This window comes from Ruegeria sp. AO1, from assembly GCF_056535985.1.
The window spans coordinates 2,567,113-2,587,570 of record NZ_JBQFJC010000001.1 but is presented as its reverse complement, the minus strand read 5'-3'; the positions used below and the strand labels follow the sequence as shown (position 1 = coordinate 2,587,570).

The following is a 20,458-nucleotide window of genomic DNA, read 5'->3' as shown; positions in this document are numbered from 1 at the left end:
TGCAGGACAGCTGAGTAGCCGTTAGTTTCGCGCAAACGACTATCCTTGATGACCGCTGAAAGAAACTCCATCGCTTCTACGACACGCGGCCTGTTTACAATTCTCTGAGGCGCTACTGGCATCGACGATAGCAGCTGCATCACGTCTGTTGGTTTTAGGCCAATTCGGTCGAAAACTATTTTTTAGGCATCCAACGCCGTAAACCCATCAAGAAGGGTGTTGTCTTTAGAGCCATAGAGCCCCACCACCAGAGCGTCTCGCTCTACAGTTTCAGTAAGTGCGCTGCGCGTCGAAGCGACAGACTCAGCAATATCAGTTGCGAGCTTTTTGACTTCCAGAACGGCATTGACGATAGCGTAGTCGTTTGCGGTTGCTTCTGTTGCGGTGATTGACATGGGTGTCCTTTCCTAGATGTCAGGTGCGCTTTTGCGCTGGAACAAAGAACCCGCCAAGCGGATGCCTGACGGGTGGTTCGGGGTTATTCTATGGTGGGCCCCAATTACCTGAGGGTGTCCAATCTGGCTGGGTGCCTACAGCTCAGCCGCAGCTTCGATTGTAAGCGTCGGACTGACCGAGTGGTTAATACGTTCGACACGCAAATCGATCAGACAGTCCCAGTGATAGCCTGCTTCGACAATGTCGTGGATTTCGTGGAGTTCTTCTACCTCGTGCGCCTCTTCGACCGCACCAGCCTCTGAGCGATACTTGATGGTTGCTTGCCAGCGTTTCATGTTCATTTCCAATTCTTGATTGATGAGGGTTAGCATCTAGCAGCGCGGCGGCCTCGCATTGAAAAGCCTGTGCTAGATCATTGGTGGAACTTATTTCCCTGAGGGTGAGTCACTCTGACTCAGTGCAGTGCTGGATTGTGCGGAATAGCGTCCAATTCAATCAAACTCTAACGAAGGAAGACCCATGAAGACCTACACCGTCGCGCTGCCATTCATTGGTGCCATTACGATTGAGGACAATGGCTCATTGTTGCCGTTCTGCCGCCCACATCTGGAGCGTTCAAGCGCTGGAGAGCTGAGGCTGTGCGCTGGGAAGGTGAAGCTGCACCTGACACATTGGTCGGCTTATCAACGCGCTGTCTGAGACGCATAGAGAAGCTGTAGGGGGTGGTGCGCTTCCCCTCTCGCTCAGGTCAGTAGCAGACCGAGTGAATGGCTGGCTATAGACCATCACGCTACACCCACCCCGGTCAATTCTCCCAGCCACACCCGTCGCGCGGTGGCGATGGGGGGAACGCTTTTTCACCGGATATCTATTGAGGCTTTAAGATTTTTGACCCCTGTTATGCCGTGACAGCTACTCGTCTAGTGTTCGGCACGTAACAAAAGATACCCGATGGAAGCAGCCATCCAACGCAAGCCCGCATCCCTGACCAAAACTGTCAGATGACGGCATTGAGTCCATAGCAGACGTTCAGATAGTTATGAAGGCCGCGGCTTCGAACTATAACAATCTTTTCAAGCTGTTGTGATGGTGACTTGCCGGAAACGAAAAAGGGCGCCTGAAACAGACGCCCAATAGTTTCGATGTGTGCGGCTGCGGCTACGCCTTTTTGCGGCGACGCATCATTGCAAAGCCACCTATGCTGCCCAGCAATAGCCACCCGGCCGCAGGAAGAGGAATCGGTGCGACACTCTCAAAATCTATCACAATGAAGTCGTTGTACCTGCCTGACGCGGTGCCACTTTGCGGGAAGAACTCAAGAAAGAGTGAACAACCTGCTCCTGCCGACAGGCTTGTGCCGCAGTCCGACTCTGCTGGCGATAGCGAGGATCTAGAGCTCGCCGGACCAACAAAGAAATTTGTTCCCGAGAACATCGAAATCGAATTGATTTGCGCATCTCCAGAACCCGTGTTGCGCAACTCCACTGTGAAAAACGTACTGAGACCAGCGAGTAGGTTTCCAAAGACAAACGGATCTTGAAGAGGGGTCACTCCGCGAAACAACATTAGACTAGCCGTTCCTGTAGGTGCCATGCTCAAACCAGGATCAGAAATAGTAAAATCCGCCGCAGAACCGCCTCCGACCACATTGCCTGCTACTTCACTCGTTAGCGTCACCGCGTTCGCGGCCCCAGTTGTCAAAGTCACAAGTCCAAACACCAAGAACGCCTTCGAGGCAAACTCTTTAAAAATCGAAATCACAGTATTCCCCCTTACATCCTGATGGACAAAGAACCCGAGTATTCAACTCTCGACATTCCGCATGTCCAGACACATAAGATACATCCTTGGCGAAGCCCTTGTCAAAACCTGGCCTCGGTTTCTCGTCTTCTGAGATATGAGAAAACAACTGATATCAGGAAAGGAAAGAGAACCCTGCAGAAGAACCTTTACCTTGTTGGGCTCACAGAAATCTCTTTCATCGTCTTCACGCGCTTGTGGGGGGGAAACACAAAAAAGCGGACGTTGTGCCTCTTCCGATGAAAGTCTATTTGGTCCGTAGCGCCGACACAGACGCTCGTCGCGACGAATGTCTGGAGCGAGCCCTAACCATCTATTTGTGACCAATTGACAGCGCGATCAGTGTTACCAAAGACACTTCTCTTCGACCTTTCCAGATTTTGCGTTTTTGTCGCTGGTTTTGACAGGGGTCAATTGTTGGCCTTAGGTTGCTTCTAGTGCGGCAGGTTTATTCTCGGTTTCAAAGGTATCAATATGACTGTCTTTGGTTGTGCGGACTACATACCTCGGTATTGGCAATCCGGCTCATCCGGTCAAGGACGTGTCTAATGGCAAATGATACACCAAAATCCGGTGATGGCCCCAGTATTCGCCGTAAACTCGCGGCAATATTCGCCGCTGATGTTGCCGAATTCAGCCGACTGATAGCACTGGATGAGGAAGCCACGTTACTACGACTTGCGGACCACCGCCGGTCGATGGATGCCATTATCGCGAAACATGGTGGCCGTATTGCCAATACTGCTGGCGACAGTGTCTTAGCTGAGTTCGAGAGCTCCGTGGAAGCCGTACGAAGTGCCGTCGAGGTGCAGGAAGCGTTGCGCTCGAAAAACGAAGGAGTACCGGAAGACCAGGCTCTTCTTTTTCGGATCGGCATCAATGTCGGCGATGTGATCGCTCAAGGCGACGACCTTCTGGGAGATGGTGTCAACGTTGCGGCACGGCTTGAAGCCTTGGCAGAACCCGGCGGGATTTGTCTGTCGAGTCAGGTACGCGACCAGATCGATGGAAAATTGACCCTTGAGTTCGTCTCAATGGGTAAACAGCGATTAAAGAACATTCCTAAGCCTGTGGCGGCCTACAAGGTTGCCGGAGAACACGGCAAGATTTCGATTTTGCTAAGTGCCTCTAATATTGTTCGTCGCCAGAGCTTGGCTTCGGCAATGCTGATAGTGGCGCTTATCGTAGTGGCAGGTCTGAGTGTCGCGTACAAAAATTGGCCAGCCACAGAACCTGTGGCTACTCCTATGTCCCCGGTCATTGGAGAGGCTTACAACCAACAGGACCTTGACAATTGGGCAGCGAGGTCTGCCGCGACGAGAAATGTTCTTGAGCGAGCCTCTTTTGAAGGTCACGATTATGCACTGGTGCATGCTTGGGGGATAAAATGGATGGAGGCCGAAGCAGAAGCACGTGCGCTGGGTGGTTACCTCGCTGCAATTGGATCGCAAGCTGAGAATGATTTTCTAGTGGATCTGGCTGCACAACAGGATGATGTATGGCGAATGCAAGACGAAGGTAGTAGATGGCAGCGTTTTGGACCATGGATAGGGTTTGTTCAAAGTGACCGGTCTCTGGAACCTGACGAAGGTTGGACATGGTCTAATGGCGAACCGGTTGTTTTTACAAACTGGTTTCGTCATCAGCCAGACAACTATGACGGCGTTGAGCACTTTGGAAGATTCCGGCAGTTCTCTGATCAGCCGGGGATCAAGTGGGACGATGCAAGGGCGGTTTCTACTGCCCGCGGGTATCTAGTGGAGTTCGACGCCCCTCCTAGTAGTGATTGAAGCGCTGGCGGGCTTCGGGTCGATCTCTTGACATTCGTGCTTGGTTCACCGGCGTTTTATTGCGCATCACAATGGATGGCTACGAGCCCGAACCAAGCATACGGCGTCTCGCCAAGCCTGCGCTTCTCCATCCCTCAGTATCGTCCATAGATGCAATCTGAATGGATCCCGATTTGAGTTCCGTAGTATGGCTTTCGATCCACCCGACGCAGAGCCTTATTCAAAGCACGCACTTCATTCGAAGCGCCCGAACTCGGAAAATGACTGAGATAAAGTGGAACCCAGGCCAAGTGAGTGCCCCACCCAGTCGCTCGGAAAATGCTGCGTGCCTGAGTGTCTGCGCCGGTCGTTGTTTCGAGCTTACCTGAGCCGACCTGAGTAACCTGCGAAGCGTGATAGGCAATTGCCTGATGTAGAGACGTTTTGCCCCATTTTTTGGAAAAGACATCAATCCCGTTTCGATACAAGACCGTGCCCGCGTGGACAACTTGGAGCATGACCTCGTTGTTAACTCTGATTTTGGCGTCAAATTCTGGCCCTGATCGCAGCTTTCTCAAAACGGGCTTTACTTGGTTGTAGCCTTTTGAGAACTGTTTTTTGTCACCAATCGCCGCGCCCCAGATAAGCCTCGCAGTTCCGATTGCCGCCTTATGATCAGGGCTGTTGGCCCGTTGTGTGGAGTTTTTTAAGAGTTTTTGGACCCACGCATTTATCTCACTAATTTCTTGAGGTGAGATTGAACCCGATGCGCGTAACTGGGCTACTCCGTAGGCCGTTGATTCTACGACGATGGCACTGACAAACGACGGGCTCGAACCGCCAGATCCCTCAAAGTCCAATTTGGTGAATGCCCCACTCCTCGCGGCGTTCAGCAATCTCTCCCGCATGGCCTGGCTTCCGCCGCGACCTGCGGCAATGGCATTTATTCCACGCGCGTTTCTATCTATGTATTCAATCGCGCTGCCTTTTGGATGTGGCCATTTGTGACCTTTGATTACCCTGCTGTGTTGCTCGGGTCCAACAACTCCGATGTGGCTACTACATTTGCTCCGGCTTACAAAAGATCCTGTCCACAGTTGTTGAGCTTGAACTGAGGTCCAAAATATCGACCCAAATATCACGAAGGTCATCCGGATAAAGAATTTGTTGTTAACTATCATTGCTCACCACTTTCCCCACAGCTTCTCTACGCCTCTTAAATTCTGCGGCCACCCCAAAATTATAGCAAGTTGTTCACGATTGAATGCAAAGGCAATTTTTTTCGGCGAAGACGAATGACGGCTCTTTGTCCACCTTTTTCAAACCCTAGTGCCATGCGGCGAAAAGGTAATCTGGATTTGCAAGCTTCTAGTCCGATTGAGTGGCTGCTTTGGTTAATGGGATCGCGACGCAGTAGGAATCCTGCCGCGAATGCAAACCGATGCTGCGTCTGCGCAGGTCAAAATTTGAACTCCTACTTTGGTCCGAATACCCTCCCCTCGAACCTTCGTACGAGCGACCGAGGGCTTTCTGGGGATATTCGTCATGCACCGAACACTAGCTACAGCGAAAAGTCATCCTCAGGGCCAAACAAAAAGCCCCCCAATGAAAATACGCTGGAGGGTTGTAGCTACATGCTAAAACCTAGCCACGGGGCTGGGTCATCCCCTATGGCTTTAGCTATAGGAACTATGACTATGGGATATATCGGGGGAGGGGATAAGCTGCAGAAAGCTACACTCATAGCTTTGGGTATAGCTACACCTATTAGGCTATAGGGTTATACCGGGGGGAGGAGTAGCCACAGGTAGCTACATACAAAGCTAGTACATAGCTATAGTATAGCGGGGGCATTTATCAATGGTGGAACCTATTTCCAAAGCATTGTTATTAAACGGTTTTCCAGGGTCCATTTCTGCGCTCGAAATCCCGCAACTATCCACCGCCGAAAACCACAGACGCTGTGCTGAAGCCCCCCGCCCAAAAGCGGGAGACCCGTTTGTTATTGTAGCCAAACCGGATCACTGATTGGCGAGATTGCCGTAGGCTTCCGTTCCCGAATGTCGTCGCGCGACGTTAACCCACAAACGAAAAAACCCCACTGTCCGAGCGGGACAATGAGGACGGCGTTCGTCGCGGTGTTGAAAAGGTGCTGTTTAAGAGGCTGTAGTAGTTTCAATCTTCGCCGTTATTTCCCCTACTCGTTTTCGTCCCAATTCGGTTAGTTTGTAACGGTATTTTCTGGGGTCAGATTTGTCGCGGGCGCTTACGACAAGATGCGGGGACTGCGTTTTACCAGGCCACTCTGCCCCGAGTTTTTGTGTTGTTCGGCTGGCGGTGCTTTGGGTAATGCCAAGGACTTGGCAAAGGTGCTTCGTCGTGCAGTTTTCTTCTGCGGCAATGGCCAACAGCATTCTGATGTTCAGTGTTGTGGTTTCCCGCGACCCTAGAGAGAATTCTTCGAGCGCACTTCTAAGCGGGTCAAATAGTGGGTTGACGTTCATGTGTAGTCCTTTCTGATTTTAGTGAGGTTCTGCCCGAGCGTTTCGGGTATTAATCAATGGTGGAACTAAATATGTTGGGTGGAATAGATGTGCGGCCCGCCTAGCAAACGAGGTGCTACACCAATGATGCTGTCGGTCGCAGCGACTGAACTCCCGCCGGCAACGATTGCGCCGCCTCAGGGTGTGGCTTTGAAGCGGAGGATTGCGCCGATGTCTAGCTCTGGGAAGCTGACCTTTTCCAGTTCTGAAGACAGCTTCTCAAGGAGAACTTTGCCGCTGCCATAGCGCCCAGCCATTCCGCCAAGTGAATGACCCTGCAGGAGGTCGGCTATATCTGATGGGACACCGCTGTTTCTGCAGGCGTCCTTGAAATTGTGCCGGAAGGAATGGAATGAGGTCTTGGCTGTCTTCGCGCCCAGTGCAGTCAGGTAGTTGCTAAAGTCCTTGGACGAACGGTCGGAGTAATACCCGTAAGCGTCGAGTTTCAGCGTAGGGAACAGTCGCTCATCTTTGGCTACATTGCGTGACAGGTAGTAATCCCAAAACCCCAAATCGATCAACGCAGAGTGAATGGGGACAACTCTTTCTGAATGACCTTTCACACGCTGGTCTTCGCGGTCTTCTCTGATCGACAAGTAACCAACACCTTGCAGTTCATTCACGTCACTGACCCTAAGTTGGCAAAGTTCGTTGAGCCGCGCCCCAGTGAATAGGCCAAGAAGCGGTAGCCAGAACCATGAAGTGTCGCTCAAGTTGACCTTACCTGCCTCCGCACGGCGACGCGATGAACGGCACCCAGTAAACAGCGGTCCTTGGAAGATTTGCCGCAATTGCTCAGTGGAGAACGGGTCTTTCTGGTCGCGGGCTCTTGTGGGGGCTTTCAGTTTCATTGGGCCGAAAATGTCAGAAACATCCTCGTCCATCTGACTATTCGCCCAGTTCCATGTCGCCTGTAGGCGTCCAAGTGCTTTGTTGATCGTGGAAATACTGAGGCAGGCTAAACCTTGTTGCTTAGCAATCGCCGCCGCCTCACTTGCTGATTTCCCTTTGGTTGCCTTGATCTTGTTGCGGTTGGTAGGCAGGGCCATCAACAGTTTCTTGAAATGGGATGCGTCAGTTTTCTTGTATTGGAGTATTGGGCGGTCGCCTGCCACTTCTATGAACAGCTCCGTCCAAGTGGTGTAGTCGTCTTGTAGCTTGGTGTTCCAATCGTCGGTCCGTATCGCTTCGGATTTTCGCTCAGCAAATAGCTCGGAAAGCAATTGCCCCTGAGAGAGCATCAGCGGGTCGCCCATGGGCCTCTCTGGGGTTTCCACTACGTCGCCAGCATTGCGCGACTGAATGGCCTCTGCAGCTTTGATTGTCGCTTCCTGTAGCGCTCTGATCAAACGCGGCCATGAAGGGGAATCTTTGGCTAGATTGATGCTGACCCCGTCCCAAGTCAAAACTTCCTCGGCCTCACTCTTGAAGAAGCTGTCCTGTTGGCCTTGCGCATATGCAGAGCGCGTTTCCTCTTGGCTAAAGTCGTTGAGTTCCGTGTATTCGCCGAAGCTATAGCGTGGGTCAGCTATGGCTCTTTCCGGCGTCAACTTGGGTGTTTCAGCGGAACGGAAGCCATCTAGGCGCGTTTCTTCATCTTCTTCCAGCCGGAAATGATAGTACACGGCCTTGATTTTGTTGATCTGATCGGAGGTCAGTTCAGCTACAGTTTCCCGTCCTTGGGCTTCGATCCAGCGTCGGTGGGCTTCGAATCGTTGGTCGACTTCAGCGGCTGCGACACGAACCTTCCGAATAGCATCAGCATGGTCCTTGGTTCTCAAAGAGAACGTTTCTTCAGTCTTCGGATAGCTTGCCGCGATGTCTGCAGGGATGGCTGCGCGATGGTAGTAGACGTCGCCACGTCGATAGAGTCTGGGGTGTCTGGGCATCTTCTCAAGCGCCTTCACTGTAACACCTCACTGTAACAGACTCGTTTCTAAGCCCTTGTAAGTTAAGGGGATAAAGTCAAATCAACAACTTATGGAGATTTGGTGGAGCCTAGGGGAGTCGAACCCCTGACCTCTTGCATGCCATGCAAGCGCTCTCCCAACTGAGCTAAGGCCCCTTCCAGATACTGCCGAAGCAGTGGGCGGACGTTTATGAGACAGCGCGCGCGAGCGCAAGAGCAAATTTTGAAATCTGCGAAAAACTATGCGCCGTCTCTCGCAACGAAAAAGGGCGGCCACTGGCCGCCCCCCCGTATCGGATCAGTTTTCGTCTTCCGACGACATGTCCTTGATGTCGTCCAGCGAAACATCATCATTGCCGTCGTCATCATCATCCAGCAGATCGTCATCCAGATCGACGTCGACATTGTCGTCATCATCCAGAGCCAGATCATCCTCGGATGCGTTTTCGCGCGCTTTCTTGGTTGCCGCATCTTCGGCATCGGCGGCGATCATCCGGCTCTTGCCGGTTTCAAGTTCCACGATCTCGCCCGTGTAGGGGCTGACGATCGGGTCTTTGTTCAGGTCATAAAACCGCTTACCGGTGGTCGGACAAACGCGCTTTACGCCCCATTCTTCCTTGGGCATGTCAAATCCCCTTGATATCAGGTGAGTCGTCTAAAAGATTCAGTTCACCTGCCACAGGCGGCGGGTGCTGTCAAAGCCTTTGCGCGGAAGAGGACGGGATATGGGGGAACACGCTTTGCCGGGCAGGCCGCCAGTGCCGCTGACGTTGCGCAAATCCGCGCGGGCGCGGCGGATCAGTCTGCGGATTTCCCAATTGGACGGACGAGTTACCCTGACCTACCCAAACGGCGTGCCCGAGGTTGAGGCGTTGAACTTCGCGCGCAGCAAGGAAGATTGGATCCGCCAGAATCTGGCGGGCCAGCCTGAGAGGGAAGACGTACGCGTCGGCGGCCTGATCCCAGTCGAAGGTATTGAGCGCCGAATCGTCCAGGCAACCGGTCGGCGCGTTCAGTTGGGCGCGGACACGGTGGCCGTCCCGGCAGGGGCTGAGGGGCGTCGATTGGCCCGCTTCCTCAAGGAACTTGCGCGGGATCGCCTAAGCGAGGCCTGTGATGACTACGCCGCCATTCTGGGCCGGTCCTATACGACCCTGTCGCTGCGGGACACGCGGTCGCGTTGGGGGTCGTGCAGTTCCCACGGCGGGCTGATGTTCTCGTGGCGCTTGATTCTCGCCCCGCCCGAGGTTCTGCACTATGTCGCCGCGCATGAGGTGGCGCATCTGGCCGAGATGAACCACTCGCCGGCCTTCTGGGCGCAGGTAGAGCGTATATTCGGCCCCTACGATGCCCCGCGTCGCTGGCTGAGAGACAACGGAGCCGTGTTGCATCGTTTCCGATTTGACGGGCCAGCGAGTTGACGTCACCGAATTTTGTGATCACATGAGGGCATGACAACCACACGGCCCACGGACTCGAGCATCGCTACGCATGATCGGGTTTATCGCACACTGAGATCGCGCATCCTGCACGGAGAGATTGCGCCGGGCGAGGCTTTGACCCTAAGGGGAATCGGCAAGGAATTCGGGGTCTCGATGACGCCTGCGCGCGAAGCGGTGCGCCGACTGGCAGCAGAGGGCGCTTTGTTCTTGTCGTCATCGGGGCGCGTCTCGACGCCTGAGCTGACAAATGACCGAATTGAAGAGCTGGCAGCCCTGAGGGCGCTGTTGGAGGTTGAGCTGGCCAGCCGTGCTTTGCCTCGCGCACATATGGCGCTGATCGACCGGTTGCAGAGCATCAATATGAACGTCGCCGAGATGGTGACCAAGCGCGATGCGGTGGGCTATATCCGAACGAACCTGGAATTTCATCGAACGCTTTACCTGCGTGCGCAGGCGCCTGCGATGCTGGCCATGGCGGAAACTGTTTGGCTGCAGCTTGGCCCGACCATGCGCGCGCTTTATGGTCGTTTACGGCGCACCGAGCCGCCGCATTACCACAAGCTGATCATTGCCGCGCTGAAGGCGGGGGACGAGCCGGGCCTGCGCCTTGCGGTTCGGTCGGATGTGACGCAGGGCTTGCGGTTGCTGGTCAGTTAGATCGTTTGCGTTTGATTTGAATCGAAATACGTTGCGTCGCCCTAGGGTCGACGCGCATTTCGATGGTCCTTCCCAAAGTGAAACGCAAAATGCTTTAGGCGGCCAATTGCCGACTTGCCCAGTCGGCTACTGAAGGGGTCAGTCGTTCTGGTTTGCGGGCGCGGACTGCGCTACGCTGGGGCAAATCACAAACCAGAGCAGATTTCGGTCATGATCAATAGACGCAGTTTTTCACTCAGCCTCGGTGCGGCATTTTTGGCGGCGTGCAGTGATGCGACCTCACCTGCGCGCGCGCCTGCATCCCGAATGCAGCCTGTATCCAATGCGGGCTATGACGCTTGGGTGGCGGGTTTCAAATCCCGTGCCTCCTCTCAGGGCATCTCACAATCCACACTGAACCGCGCGTTTCAGGGGGCAGGCTATCTGCCCGGTGTAATCGAACGGGACCGCAATCAGGTTGAGTTCAAACGCTCGCTTGAGGACTATCTGGCCATCGCCGCCTCGGATGAGCGGATCAGTACCGGCAGACAGATGCTGCAGCGCCATAACGGTGTTCTGTCGCAGATCGAGGCGCAATACGGCGTCGACAAAGAGGTCGTCGTGGCCGTTTGGGGGCTGGAGAGCCGCTACGGAGCACGACGCGGTGATGTGCCGGTGATCTCGGCAACCTCGACCCTGGCCTATGACGGGCGGCGCGGTGCGTTTTTCGAAAAGCAACTGATCGCGGCCTTGCAGATCATTCAGGCGGGCGACACATCGGCGGACAACATGACCGGCAGCTGGGCGGGTGCGATGGGGCATACGCAGTTCATTCCGACCTCGTATCTGGCCTACGCAGTCGATTTCACCGGCGATGGGCGGCGCGATATCTGGTCCGAGGATCCGTCGGACTCATTGGCCTCAACCGCTGCCTATCTGTCGCGGGCCGGTTGGGTGCGTGGTCAGCCCTGGGGCGGAGAGGTCGGCTCCGTTTCCGGCACCCCCGTCGCGGTATTGCAACCGCAAGTGCCGGGGCCAAAGATCGCCGTGTTCCGCAATTTCAACGTGATCAAACGCTACAACAACTCGGACAGCTACGCGATCGGCGTGGGCCATCTGTCCGACCGAATCGCCGGAGGTGGCCCGTTCAAGGCGTCGTTTGGGCCGGATGAAACAGGGCTCACGCTGGAAGACCGTAAAGAGCTGCAACGCCGCCTGACCTCGGCCGGGTTCGATACCGAAGGCGCGGACGGGGTGATTGGCAAGAAATCCGAAGCCGCGATCAGCGGCTATCAGCGCGCCAACGGCCTGCCTGTCACCGGTAAGCCTTCGGTTGAGCTGTTGCGCCGGTTGGGCGGCTGACGGTTTACGCCGCCAACCCTTTTGAGCCGATATCCAGGAACTTTTGACGACGGTCCTTGATCAGGGCCGCCGCGTCCTTACCGTCCAGCTCTTTCAGCATGGCCGCAATGGCGGCACGGACCGATTCAATTGCAGCCGGACGATCGCGATGGGCGCCGCCTTTTGGTTCGGTGATGATGCGATCGCAGACACCCAATTTGTAAAGGTCCTGCGCGGTCAGGCGAAGTGCCTCGGCAGCCTCGCGCATCTTCTCGGCGTCTTTCCAAAGGATCGAGGCGCAGCCTTCGGGTGAGATCACCGAATAGACCGAATGCTCCAGCATCGCGACGCGGTTCGCCGTTGCAAAGGCGACGGCCCCACCAGACCCACCTTCGCCGATGATGACCGAAACCAAGGGCACTCCGATTTTCAGGCACATCTCGGTCGACCGGGCAATCGCTTCGGACTGACCGCGCTCCTCTGCGCCCTTGCCGGGGTAGGCCCCTGCGGTGTCGATCAGGGTCACGACCGGCAGACCAAACCGCCCGGCCATCTCCATCAGGCGGACGGCTTTGCGGTAGCCTTCAGGGCGGGCCATGCCGAAATTCCGCTCGATCCGCGACTTGGTATCCGAACCTTTTTCATGGCCGATCACCATCACCGGCTGATCGTTGAACCGGGCCAACCCGCCGATCACAGCCAGATCGTCGGCAAAGTTGCGATCCCCGGCCAGCGGCGTGAACTCAGTAAACAGCTCTTTGACATAGTCCTGACAATGGGGCCGTTCGGGGTGGCGGGCGACCTGACACTTCCGCCAGGGGGTCAGATCGGCATACAGCTCATCCAGCAGCTTGGCGGCTTTGGCATCCAGAGCTGAGGCTTCTTCGGCCACATCCATCTCTTCATTGGCGCGGGCCAGGGCGCGCAGCTCTTCTGCTTTGCCTTCGATCTCGGCCAGCGGTTTTTCGAAATCCAGATACTGGGTCATGACGCCTCTCAACGCGGAAGTTCCCTGCTATATGACGCGTGGTCGCTTGGGATGCAACTCAGCAAGATTTGTGAGAGCCGATTATGCGACCACGATTGGGCAGAGAGAAGGAAGGGATGCCAGATGGCAACCAGTTACGAGGACCGCATCCTGCGGGTGCTGACCTATATCCACGATCACCCCGATGGGGATTTGTCACTGGATGCGCTGGCTGATGTCGCCGCGATGTCGCGGTTTCATTGGCACCGCGTGTTCCGCGCATTGACAGGCGAAACCTGCGCCCAAGCGGTACGTCGGATACGGCTGCACCGTGCGGCGGTCCAACTGGTCCGGTCAGACAACTCGGTGTCGCAGGTTGCGTATTCCGTTGGCTACCCCAACCCGAACTCTTTCATCCGGGCCTTTACCGAGGCCTATGGCAGCAGCCCCGCGGCCTTTCGCAAAGCCGGTCAGTTTCTGCCAGCTCATCCAAACTTCAAAACCGGAGGATATCCGATGCATCCCGTGACCACCCGAACCGAACCCGCTCGCCGCGTGATCGCCTTGCCGCACAAAGGCGCATATTCCGAAATTGGCAAAAGCTTTGAAGCGTTCGGCGCTTTGTGCGAATCCCGTCAGCTTTGGCCGCAAGTTGGCCCTGTAGTTGGTATCTACTTTGATAGCCCCGATGAGGTGCCAGAGGATCAGTTGCGCAGCTATGCGGGGGCCGAATTCCGTGGGGACGGCACCCCCGATGGGATGGAGGACGTGCAGATCGCCGGGGGAAAGACGGCGGTTTTAACCTACAAGGGGCCCTATTCTGGCCTAGAGGCCGCCTACCACAGTCTTTTTGGAAACTGGCTGCCCGAGTCAGGGGAAGAGCCAGCAGATCAACCCTGCTATGAGATCTACCTCAACGATCCGCGCGAAACTGCGCCCGAAGATTTGTTGACCGAGATCTGCCTGCCGCTGAAGTGATCAGCTCGGCCACAATACCGGATAGAGCGAGGCCACAAGCAGGGCTGCCATTGTCCAGTTGAACACCACCAACCGGCGCGGATTCGTCAGGAGCCGCGCCATTTGTTGCCCCAGAACCGTCCAGGTGCTGACCGAGGGCAAATTGACCGCTCCGAACACAAGCGCAACGATGATGATGACATTGAGGGTCTGCCCTGGCGCATAAGCCGTTGTCGCGGTCAGTGCCATCGCCCAGGCCTTTGGGTTGACCCATTGAAAGGCGGCGGCCTGCAGAAAGCTCATCGGCGTGCCCACGTCAGCGCCTTTCACAGCCGGTGCGGCATGCGCGACCTTCCACGCCAGATACAACAGATACGCGACCGAGGCCGCCTTCAGCACCGTGTAGCTGACCGGGTATTGGTTGAAAACCTGCACCAGACCCGCGCCAACCAGCAGCACCATGAAGGTGAAGCCAAGCCCGATACCCAACATATGCGGAATCGTACGCCGAAAGCCGAAATTGGCGCCAGATGCCATCAGCATCAAGTTGTTCGGTCCCGGCGTAATGGACGAGACGAAGGCAAAGGCGATCAGGGCCAGAAGGATATCGTAGGTCATGCGGGGGATATTTACCGCAAATGGCGCAAATGAAATTGCGTTATTGTGCGTGAATGATCTAGTTTGACAATTTATGACTAAGATGGATCGAATAAACCGCGAAATATTGCGTGAACTCTCATCGGATGGGCGCATCAGCAACCTTGAGCTGGCAGATCGTGTCGGGCTATCTCCCTCGGCCTGTTTGCGCCGCGTGCAAGAGTTGGAGAAGGCCGGAGTCATTACCGGTTACCGCGCTATTCTGGACCCGACCGCGCTTGGCAAGGGGTTTGTCGCCTATATCGGCGTTGGTCTGGGAGAGCATACAAAAGCCGCTCAGGAAGGGTTTGAACGGGCCTTGCAGCGCGCGCCCGAAGTGGTTGAATGCCACAATATCACCGGCACGATCGAATACCTTTTGCGCGTGGAATGCGCGGACCTTCCGTCCTACAAGGTATTTCACACCGATGTGCTGGGAACACTGCCCCATGTCACGTCGATCACGTCTTACGTGGTTATGGGGTCGCCCAAGGATTTGCGGGCCTAGCTTTCCTCTCACGCTGGCATCACACCCTTGCGGGGTAAAAGCTCAGGTCTTAGGGTCGTCATCAAAGACGCCCAAGACAAAAAGGGCGCGTTTACTGGGAGACCAACATGAACCAACTTCAAATTGGGTTGATCGCGGCCGCGCTCACCATTCTTGCTGGGCACGTCGGAGCGGCCCCGCTCAAGCTGGAACCGGCTGACCCGCAACCTGGAAATGTGCAATCCGGCCTAGACGTAAAATACGCTTGGAACGGAAATAGCCGCAAAATTCGCGACTTGAGCCACGCCAAATCCTTGCTGCCTAAGGCCGAGGCCGGGACACCTCTGCTTGGATTGGACTACCGTGACACCAACAAGGGTGAACCTGTTCTGACCTTTGCGGAAGCCTTCAACGTCGCGGCCGACATAAACGGCTACATTCGCTTTGATTCCCCTGGCATTTATGAGCTTGAAACCTGGTCCAATGATGGGATTGAGGCATTTGTCGGGGGGCAACAAATCGGGTATGTAAGGGGCATTCAGGGTTGCGAGGCCAACCAAAGAACCGAAGTCGAGGTTCCAAAAGCCGGATGGTATCCACTTCACATCGTCTACTTCCAGAAGCTCGGCACCTCTTGTTTGATGATGAAATGGGGCAAGCAGGGCGAAGACTTTACTTGGACACCTGATAGCGCATTCGGCCGTTGAAAGCAGGACCCGCAGTAAAAAGAGCGCCAAATAGGCGCTCTTTCATTTTTTGGCTTAGCCGTTCGCTGCGATCAGTTCGGATTGCGCCACGATGACCTCGGCTTGTTTGATCGAAGCGATGTCGACCAGGCGGCCTTTGTAAACAGTGGCCCCTTCGCCATTTGCTTTGGCCTTTTCCATCGCGGCCAGGATTTCGCGGGCCTCGGATACAGCCTCGTCCGACGGGGTGAAGACCTGATTGGCCAGCGCGATCTGCTTGGGATGGATCGCCCATTTGCCGACCATGCCCAAAGTTGCTGAGCGTTTGGCTTGCGCGATATAGCCCTCATCGTCGCTGAAGTCCCCAAAGGGTCCATCGACCGGCAGAACGCCATGGGTGCGGCATGCGGCGACGATGGCCGCTTGCGCCCAATGCCACGGGTCTGACCAGTGCTTTTCACCTTCGCGCAGCATGTAGTAGTTTTCTTGCGTGCCGCCGATCCCGGTGGTCTGCATGCCCATGGACGCCGCGAAATCCGCAGCACCCAAGCTCATCGCCTGCATCCGGGGCGATGAGGCTGCAATTTCCTCGACATGGGCAATGCCGGCCGCGGATTCGATGATCACCTCGAACGAGATCGGCTTGCTCCGACCCTTGGCGCGCTCAATTGCGGTGACCAGAGCGTCCACGGCGTAGACATCCGCCGCGCAGCCGACCTTGGGGATCATGATCTGGTCAAGGCGGTCTCCGGCCTGTTCCAGTAGGTCCACTACATCGCGGTACCAATAGGGCGTATCCAGCCCGTTGATCCGAACGGACATGTATTTGTTGCCCCAATCGACGGAGTTCAGCGCCTCGATGACATTGGCGCGGGCGAAGTCCTTGTCAGAGGGTGCAACCGAATCCTCAAGATCCAGGTTGATCACATCCGCAGCAGAGGCCGCCATCTTCGGGAACAGCTTGGTGTTCGAGCCGGGGCCGAACAATTGGCAACGGTTTGGCCGCGCCGGAGCGGCGGGTTGGATGCGGAAACTCATCGGGACCTCGCAAGAGTAATGAAGTTACGTTTTGGTTCTCGTTTGGGATATTAAATTGCGCAATGCGGCGCAAGGGTCATTGTGCAGATGCGGCAATGCGCGCGCAGCATTTCTTGCGCAAGGCGCGGTTCGCGGGTGCTTAAAGTTTGTTCAGTTTAAAAACTTCGAAGAATTTTGCGATCAGACGTCAAAACGCGCGAAAAAATATTGGTGAGGGGGCATATGTGGTGAAAATTCGCGAAACGCTCGTTCACGTGGTTCTTTAGTTTGGCGCGGAATCAAAGGAGTGCGATGCAATGATCGAGACACCGTATCTGTTGTTTTTGGGCGATGCGCCCGACCAGTTGGCTGCGAAAGTTGCCATCGGCATCCGTGACTGGCGTCCAGAAAACGCTGTAGGCCAGTACCGCATGGAGGGCTGCAAGGCCGATCTGGGTATGACCGACATGACTTTGGCCGCGGCCAAAGAGGCCGGCGCGAAGACGCTGGTTATCGGTGTCGCCAACCGCGGCGGCGTGATCAGCGAGGCCTGGAAAACCGTTCTGATCGAGGCGTTGGAAATGGGCTATGACATCGCGTCGGGCCTGCACAACCTGTTGCGGGACGAAGGCGATCTGGTTGCGGCCGCTCAGACCCACGGCTGCACCCTGCACGATGTGCGTGTGCCGACCGTTGGTTACCCCATCGCAAACGGCAAGAAGCGCAGCGGCAAGCGTTGCCTCGCAGTTGGCACCGATTGCTCGGCGGGTAAGATGTACACGGCGATGTCGATGGATGCCGAGATGCGCAAGCGTGGCATGAAATCCACGTTCCGCGCTACCGGCCAGACCGGTATTCTGATCACCGGCCAAGGTGTTCCGCTCGACGCGGTTGTTGCGGATTTCATGGCGGGTGCTGTCGAATACCTGACGCCCGACAATGATGAAGATCACTGGGATCATATTGAGGGGCAGGGCTCTTTGTATCACGTGTCCTATTCGGGCGTTACGATGGCTCTGGTTCATGGCGGCCAGCCTGATGCGCTGATCCTGTGCCATGAGCCGACCCGGACCCATATGCGCGGCCTGCCCGAATACTCGCTGCCGACGCTGCAGCAGCTGCGCGACACGGCCCTGCCGCTTGCACGGGTTGGCAATCCGGCCTGTCAAGTTGTTGGCATCTCGGTCAACACCCAGCACCTGAGCGAGGATGAAGCCACGGCCTATCTGGCCAAGGTCGAGGAAGAGATGGGCCTGCCTACTACTGACCCTTACCGCTTTGGTGCGGGAAAACTGGTGGATGCTCTGTCCGCTCTGTGATCAAAGAAACCCGCCGGTGGATCGCCTCCGGCGGGCGAATTTTTGAAAAGATGAAGGAGCAGGCGCGTGCAGGTTGAGGTCTCTCGTGATGTGTTTCGGCTGGCGCAGGTGTTTACCATCTCGCGCGGGTCGCGAACCGAAGCAAAGGTTCTGACGGTTCGAATTTCAGACGGAACCCATCAGGGCTGGGGCGAATGCGTGCCCTACGCGCGCTATGATGAGACGCTTGAGTCGGTCGAGGCTGAAATCGCGGCGCTGCCTGTCGAGTTCACGCGGCAATCGCTGATGGACCTGCTGCCCGCCGGGGCCGCGCGGAACGCTGTGGACTGCGCTCTTTGGGATTTGGAGTGCAAGCGTGCGGGCAAGCGCGCTTGGGACCTGGCCGGTCTGCCGGTTCCGGGGTCTGAAATCACCGCCTATACCCTGTCTTTGGCGACGCCCGTCGCGATGCAGAAGCAGGCAGCAGAAAACGCGCATCGGCCGCTTTTGAAGATCAAGCTGGGCACCCCAGACGACATGCCCCGGTTGGAGGCCGTGCGCGCGGGCGCGTCAAAATCCAAGATTATTGTCGACGCCAACGAAGGTTGGTCGGCTGAGGTTTATGCGGACCTGGCACCGCATCTGGTGCGGCTGGGTGTAGAACTGGTCGAGCAACCCTTGCCCGCTGGCGAGGACGACGCGCTGATCGGGATGGAGCGTCCGGTGCCTGTCTGTGCTGACGAATCCTGCCATGATCGGACCAGCCTGCCCAAACTAAAGGGCAAGTATGATGTGGTGAACATCAAGCTCGACAAGACCGGAGGTCTGACTGAGGCTTTGCTGCTGCGTGAGGCGGCGTTGACTGAGGGCTACAAAGTCATGGTCGGCTGCATGGTCGGCAGCTCTCTGGCCATGGCCCCTGCGACATTGCTGGCACAGGGTGCGATGGTGACAGACCTTGACGGCCCGCTTCTGTTGGCCGAAGACCGCACCAACCCGCTGATTTTTGACGACGCCGGAGTGCATCCGCCTAGCGTGGACCTCTGGGGCTGAGGAGAGTGACATGACCCGCACCGTTTATGTGAATGGCGAATACCTGCCCGAAACCGAGGCCAAGGTATCCATTTTTGACCGTGGTTTCCTGATGGCAGATGCTGTCTATGAGGTGACCAGCGTTCTGGATGGCAAGCTGATCGACTTTGAAGGCCACGCGGTGCGCCTGAAACGTTCTTTGGACGAGCTGCAGATGGCTGAGCCTTGCACCAAGGATGAGTTGCTGGAGATCCACCGCAAGCTGGTCGAGTTGAACGAGATTGACGAAGGTCTGGTCTATCTGCAGGTCTCACGCGGCAGCGATGGGGACCGGGATTTTGTGTTCCCCTCCGCCGACACCAAGCCGACGCTGGTTCTGTTCACGCAAAACAAGCCTGGTCTGGCGGATAGTCCTGCGGCGCAAAAGGGCGCCAAGATTATCTCGATCGAGGATATCCGCTGGGGACGTCGTGACATCAAGACCGTACAGCTGCTCTACCCGTCGATGGGCAAGATGATGGCCAAGGCTGCCGGGTGTGATGATGCGTGGATGATCGAAGACGGTCATGTCACCGAGGGCACCAGCAACAACGCCTATTTCGTGAAGAACGGCAAGATCGTCACCCGCCCGCTGTCGAACGAGATCCTGCACGGTATCACCCGCAAGGCCGTTCTGCGCATGGCTGCCGAGGCGCAGATGGAGGTCGAGGAACGCCTATTCACTATCGACGAGGCCAAAGAGGCGGATGAGGCTTTCACCACCTCAGCCAGTGCCTTTGTTATGCCGGTGGTTGAAATTGATGGCGTGGCGCTGGGCGACGGCACCCCTGGCCCAATCGCCAAACGTCTGCGCGAGATCTATCTGGATGAAAGCCGCAAGGCAGCCATTTAAGCGCGCTGGATCAGGGCCTTTTGGGTAAGGCTCTGATTAATACACATTGGTTGGCTGTAGATCGTGCCAACCAATCCGTGCAAGAGCTTTAATTGCTCTGAGTTCTGACCCGATCCGCGATTTTCCTGCATTCTGCAGCTATCCTCCGCGCATGAAGTGTTCAAAGGTCATGTAAGCCTGCGCGAATTGCGCGGTCAGCAAGGTCGGTTGGTCATCGCAGGGGTTTTTTCGCCGATCTCCTTCCAATCAGTGTTGGATATGTCCGCCTTGCATAGCGGCTAGACCGTAACTGGCGTTGTCGGCCACGCGGCCCTTTCCTATCTGCTCGCTGTATCCAAAAGGAACACAAAAATTGCCGGGGAATACGCCTCGGTCTGAAAGGAAAGAAGATGGCACATACTGCAACACTCACCCCCTCGACCTTCAATTTCGGCGCACGCGTTTCCGCACTTATTGAACGCATCAAAGTCGCACGGGCTCGGGCTGCCGAATACCAGCGGACCTACTCCGAACTGCAGCGGCTCAGCAATCGCGAGCTGGACGATATCGGAGTCCGTCGCTGCGATATCGCTGATATTGCGCACAAGCACGCTTACTGCGCCTGACCTACCCCACCACTCACACGCGAAGAGGCGTCCTTCTGGGCGTCT

Annotated in this window: 22 protein-coding genes and 1 tRNA gene; 12 read left to right on the top strand and 11 right to left on the bottom strand. The window is 56.1% G+C overall.

Going from position 1 to position 20,458, the window contains the following annotated elements; translation table 11 throughout:
- Positions 1–182 precede the first annotated feature (182 nt).
- Together ACR3FB_RS12790 and ACR3FB_RS12785 are read right to left on the bottom strand one after the other, a co-directional pair.
- The gene (locus ACR3FB_RS12790; protein ID WP_480563373.1) at positions 183–395 is read right to left on the bottom strand and encodes a hypothetical protein; all 213 of its coding nucleotides are present in this window, start codon (positions 393–395) and stop codon (positions 183–185) included.
- A 135-nt stretch (positions 396–530) separates the two neighbouring features.
- Positions 531–731 carry a hypothetical protein gene (locus ACR3FB_RS12785; protein ID WP_480563376.1) on the bottom strand — a complete coding sequence of 67 codons (201 nt, stop codon included), beginning with the start codon at positions 729–731 and terminating at the stop codon, positions 531–533.
- 184 nt (positions 732–915) lie between these two features.
- Here ACR3FB_RS12785 and ACR3FB_RS12780 point away from each other — a divergent pair, with 184 nt between their 5' ends.
- A complete protein-coding gene (locus ACR3FB_RS12780) occupies positions 916–1,095 on the top strand; it encodes a hypothetical protein (RefSeq protein ID WP_480563379.1) in 180 nt (59 codons plus the stop codon).
- Between the two features lie 459 nt (positions 1,096–1,554).
- On the opposite strand, the gene ACR3FB_RS12775 is transcribed toward ACR3FB_RS12780, so the two are convergent.
- Positions 1,555–2,157: a VPLPA-CTERM sorting domain-containing protein gene (locus ACR3FB_RS12775; RefSeq protein ID WP_480563382.1), complete on the bottom strand. Its 603-nt coding sequence runs from the start codon at positions 2,155–2,157 to the stop codon at positions 1,555–1,557.
- 587 nt (positions 2,158–2,744) lie between these two features.
- Between ACR3FB_RS12775 and ACR3FB_RS12770 the strand changes: the two genes are divergently transcribed.
- Entirely contained in the window at positions 2,745–3,986 is a 1,242-nt protein-coding gene (locus ACR3FB_RS12770; protein ID WP_480563384.1) for an adenylate/guanylate cyclase domain-containing protein, read from the top strand.
- 134 nt (positions 3,987–4,120) lie between these two features.
- Here ACR3FB_RS12770 and ACR3FB_RS12765 read toward each other — a convergent pair whose 3' ends face one another.
- From ACR3FB_RS12765 to ACR3FB_RS12745, 5 genes are all read right to left on the bottom strand, one after another.
- Positions 4,121–5,146: a hypothetical protein gene (locus tag ACR3FB_RS12765; protein ID WP_480563386.1), complete on the bottom strand. Its 1,026-nt coding sequence runs from the start codon at positions 5,144–5,146 to the stop codon at positions 4,121–4,123.
- 975 nt (positions 5,147–6,121) lie between these two features.
- Positions 6,122–6,469 carry a MarR family winged helix-turn-helix transcriptional regulator gene (locus tag ACR3FB_RS12760; RefSeq protein WP_480563388.1) on the bottom strand — a complete coding sequence of 116 codons (348 nt, stop codon included), beginning with the start codon at positions 6,467–6,469 and terminating at the stop codon, positions 6,122–6,124.
- 176 nt (positions 6,470–6,645) lie between these two features.
- Entirely contained in the window at positions 6,646–8,415 is a 1,770-nt protein-coding gene (locus ACR3FB_RS12755; RefSeq protein WP_480563390.1) for a DUF6538 domain-containing protein, read from the bottom strand.
- 82 nt (positions 8,416–8,497) lie between these two features.
- Positions 8,498–8,573 (bottom strand) — tRNA-Ala (locus ACR3FB_RS12750).
- A 142-nt stretch (positions 8,574–8,715) separates the two neighbouring features.
- A complete protein-coding gene (locus ACR3FB_RS12745; RefSeq protein WP_480563392.1) occupies positions 8,716–9,042 on the bottom strand; it encodes a TIGR02300 family protein in 327 nt (108 codons plus the stop codon).
- A gap of 100 nt (positions 9,043–9,142) precedes the next feature.
- Here ACR3FB_RS12745 and ACR3FB_RS12740 point away from each other — a divergent pair, with 100 nt between their 5' ends.
- From ACR3FB_RS12740 to ACR3FB_RS12730, 3 genes are all read left to right on the top strand, one after another.
- The gene (locus tag ACR3FB_RS12740) at positions 9,143–9,838 is read left to right on the top strand and encodes a M48 family metallopeptidase (RefSeq protein ID WP_480563395.1); all 696 of its coding nucleotides are present in this window, start codon (positions 9,143–9,145) and stop codon (positions 9,836–9,838) included.
- Between the two features lie 30 nt (positions 9,839–9,868).
- On the top strand, positions 9,869–10,516 hold the full coding sequence (locus ACR3FB_RS12735) for a GntR family transcriptional regulator (protein ID WP_480563398.1): 648 nt from the start codon (positions 9,869–9,871) through the stop codon (positions 10,514–10,516).
- A gap of 210 nt (positions 10,517–10,726) precedes the next feature.
- Positions 10,727–11,857 carry a lytic murein transglycosylase gene (locus ACR3FB_RS12730; RefSeq protein ID WP_480563400.1) on the top strand — a complete coding sequence of 377 codons (1,131 nt, stop codon included), beginning with the start codon at positions 10,727–10,729 and terminating at the stop codon, positions 11,855–11,857.
- Positions 11,858–11,861: 4 nt separating this feature from the next.
- Here the strand turns inward: ACR3FB_RS12730 and ACR3FB_RS12725 are convergent, their stop codons facing one another.
- The gene (locus ACR3FB_RS12725; RefSeq protein WP_170639227.1) at positions 11,862–12,824 is read right to left on the bottom strand and encodes an acetyl-CoA carboxylase carboxyltransferase subunit alpha; all 963 of its coding nucleotides are present in this window, start codon (positions 12,822–12,824) and stop codon (positions 11,862–11,864) included.
- A gap of 123 nt (positions 12,825–12,947) precedes the next feature.
- Here ACR3FB_RS12725 and ACR3FB_RS12720 point away from each other — a divergent pair, with 123 nt between their 5' ends.
- Entirely contained in the window at positions 12,948–13,781 is an 834-nt protein-coding gene (locus tag ACR3FB_RS12720; protein WP_480563402.1) for an AraC family transcriptional regulator, read from the top strand.
- Here ACR3FB_RS12720 and ACR3FB_RS12715 read toward each other — a convergent pair whose 3' ends face one another.
- Positions 13,782–14,378: a LysE family translocator gene (locus tag ACR3FB_RS12715; RefSeq protein ID WP_425083942.1), complete on the bottom strand. Its 597-nt coding sequence runs from the start codon at positions 14,376–14,378 to the stop codon at positions 13,782–13,784.
- A 73-nt stretch (positions 14,379–14,451) separates the two neighbouring features.
- Here ACR3FB_RS12715 and ACR3FB_RS12710 point away from each other — a divergent pair, with 73 nt between their 5' ends.
- Both ACR3FB_RS12710 and ACR3FB_RS12705 read left to right on the top strand, forming a co-directional pair.
- Positions 14,452–14,904 (top strand): Lrp/AsnC family transcriptional regulator, encoded by a 453-nt coding sequence (locus ACR3FB_RS12710; RefSeq protein WP_425083941.1) that lies wholly within the window; start codon positions 14,452–14,454, stop codon positions 14,902–14,904.
- Between the two features lie 107 nt (positions 14,905–15,011).
- The gene (locus ACR3FB_RS12705) at positions 15,012–15,590 is read left to right on the top strand and encodes a PA14 domain-containing protein (protein ID WP_480563405.1); all 579 of its coding nucleotides are present in this window, start codon (positions 15,012–15,014) and stop codon (positions 15,588–15,590) included.
- A 54-nt stretch (positions 15,591–15,644) separates the two neighbouring features.
- Here the strand turns inward: ACR3FB_RS12705 and ACR3FB_RS12700 are convergent, their stop codons facing one another.
- Positions 15,645–16,607: an L-malyl-CoA/beta-methylmalyl-CoA lyase gene (locus ACR3FB_RS12700; protein ID WP_425083939.1), complete on the bottom strand. Its 963-nt coding sequence runs from the start codon at positions 16,605–16,607 to the stop codon at positions 15,645–15,647.
- A gap of 296 nt (positions 16,608–16,903) precedes the next feature.
- On the opposite strand from ACR3FB_RS12700, the gene dgcN reads away from it, so the two are divergent.
- From dgcN to ACR3FB_RS12680, 4 genes are all read left to right on the top strand, one after another.
- Positions 16,904–17,905: an N-acetyltransferase DgcN gene (gene dgcN, locus ACR3FB_RS12695; RefSeq protein ID WP_425083938.1), complete on the top strand. Its 1,002-nt coding sequence runs from the start codon at positions 16,904–16,906 to the stop codon at positions 17,903–17,905.
- Positions 17,906–17,971: 66 nt separating this feature from the next.
- Positions 17,972–18,937 carry an N-acetyl-D-Glu racemase DgcA gene (dgcA, locus tag ACR3FB_RS12690; protein WP_480563407.1) on the top strand — a complete coding sequence of 322 codons (966 nt, stop codon included), beginning with the start codon at positions 17,972–17,974 and terminating at the stop codon, positions 18,935–18,937.
- Positions 18,938–18,947: 10 nt separating this feature from the next.
- On the top strand, positions 18,948–19,808 hold the full coding sequence (locus ACR3FB_RS12685; protein WP_170477758.1) for a D-amino-acid transaminase: 861 nt from the start codon (positions 18,948–18,950) through the stop codon (positions 19,806–19,808).
- 389 nt (positions 19,809–20,197) lie between these two features.
- Positions 20,198–20,413 (top strand): DUF1127 domain-containing protein, encoded by a 216-nt coding sequence (locus ACR3FB_RS12680; protein ID WP_170472137.1) that lies wholly within the window; start codon positions 20,198–20,200, stop codon positions 20,411–20,413.
- The last annotated feature ends 45 nt before the right edge of the window (positions 20,414–20,458 follow it).

Coding starts and splice junctions, on each gene's coding strand:
- ACR3FB_RS12790 (WP_480563373.1), bottom strand. CDS start 395: ATGTCAATCACCGCAACAGAAGCAACCGCAAACGACTACGCTATCGTC.
- ACR3FB_RS12785 (WP_480563376.1), bottom strand. CDS start 731: ATGAAACGCTGGCAAGCAACCATCAAGTATCGCTCAGAGGCTGGTGCG.
- ACR3FB_RS12780 (WP_480563379.1), top strand. CDS start 916: ATGAAGACCTACACCGTCGCGCTGCCATTCATTGGTGCCATTACGATT.
- ACR3FB_RS12770 (WP_480563384.1), top strand. CDS start 2,745: ATGGCAAATGATACACCAAAATCCGGTGATGGCCCCAGTATTCGCCGT.
- ACR3FB_RS12765 (WP_480563386.1), bottom strand. CDS start 5,146: ATGATAGTTAACAACAAATTCTTTATCCGGATGACCTTCGTGATATTT.
- ACR3FB_RS12760 (WP_480563388.1), bottom strand. CDS start 6,469: ATGAACGTCAACCCACTATTTGACCCGCTTAGAAGTGCGCTCGAAGAA.
- ACR3FB_RS12745 (WP_480563392.1), bottom strand. CDS start 9,042: ATGCCCAAGGAAGAATGGGGCGTAAAGCGCGTTTGTCCGACCACCGGT.
- ACR3FB_RS12740 (WP_480563395.1), top strand. CDS start 9,143: ATGGGGGAACACGCTTTGCCGGGCAGGCCGCCAGTGCCGCTGACGTTG.
- ACR3FB_RS12735 (WP_480563398.1), top strand. CDS start 9,869: ATGACAACCACACGGCCCACGGACTCGAGCATCGCTACGCATGATCGG.
- ACR3FB_RS12730 (WP_480563400.1), top strand. CDS start 10,727: ATGATCAATAGACGCAGTTTTTCACTCAGCCTCGGTGCGGCATTTTTG.
- ACR3FB_RS12725 (WP_170639227.1), bottom strand. CDS start 12,824: ATGACCCAGTATCTGGATTTCGAAAAACCGCTGGCCGAGATCGAAGGC.
- ACR3FB_RS12720 (WP_480563402.1), top strand. CDS start 12,948: ATGGCAACCAGTTACGAGGACCGCATCCTGCGGGTGCTGACCTATATC.
- ACR3FB_RS12715 (WP_425083942.1), bottom strand. CDS start 14,378: ATGACCTACGATATCCTTCTGGCCCTGATCGCCTTTGCCTTCGTCTCG.
- ACR3FB_RS12710 (WP_425083941.1), top strand. CDS start 14,452: ATGACTAAGATGGATCGAATAAACCGCGAAATATTGCGTGAACTCTCA.
- ACR3FB_RS12705 (WP_480563405.1), top strand. CDS start 15,012: ATGAACCAACTTCAAATTGGGTTGATCGCGGCCGCGCTCACCATTCTT.
- ACR3FB_RS12700 (WP_425083939.1), bottom strand. CDS start 16,607: ATGAGTTTCCGCATCCAACCCGCCGCTCCGGCGCGGCCAAACCGTTGC.
- dgcN (WP_425083938.1), top strand. CDS start 16,904: ATGATCGAGACACCGTATCTGTTGTTTTTGGGCGATGCGCCCGACCAG.
- ACR3FB_RS12685 (WP_170477758.1), top strand. CDS start 18,948: ATGACCCGCACCGTTTATGTGAATGGCGAATACCTGCCCGAAACCGAG.
- ACR3FB_RS12680 (WP_170472137.1), top strand. CDS start 20,198: ATGGCACATACTGCAACACTCACCCCCTCGACCTTCAATTTCGGCGCA.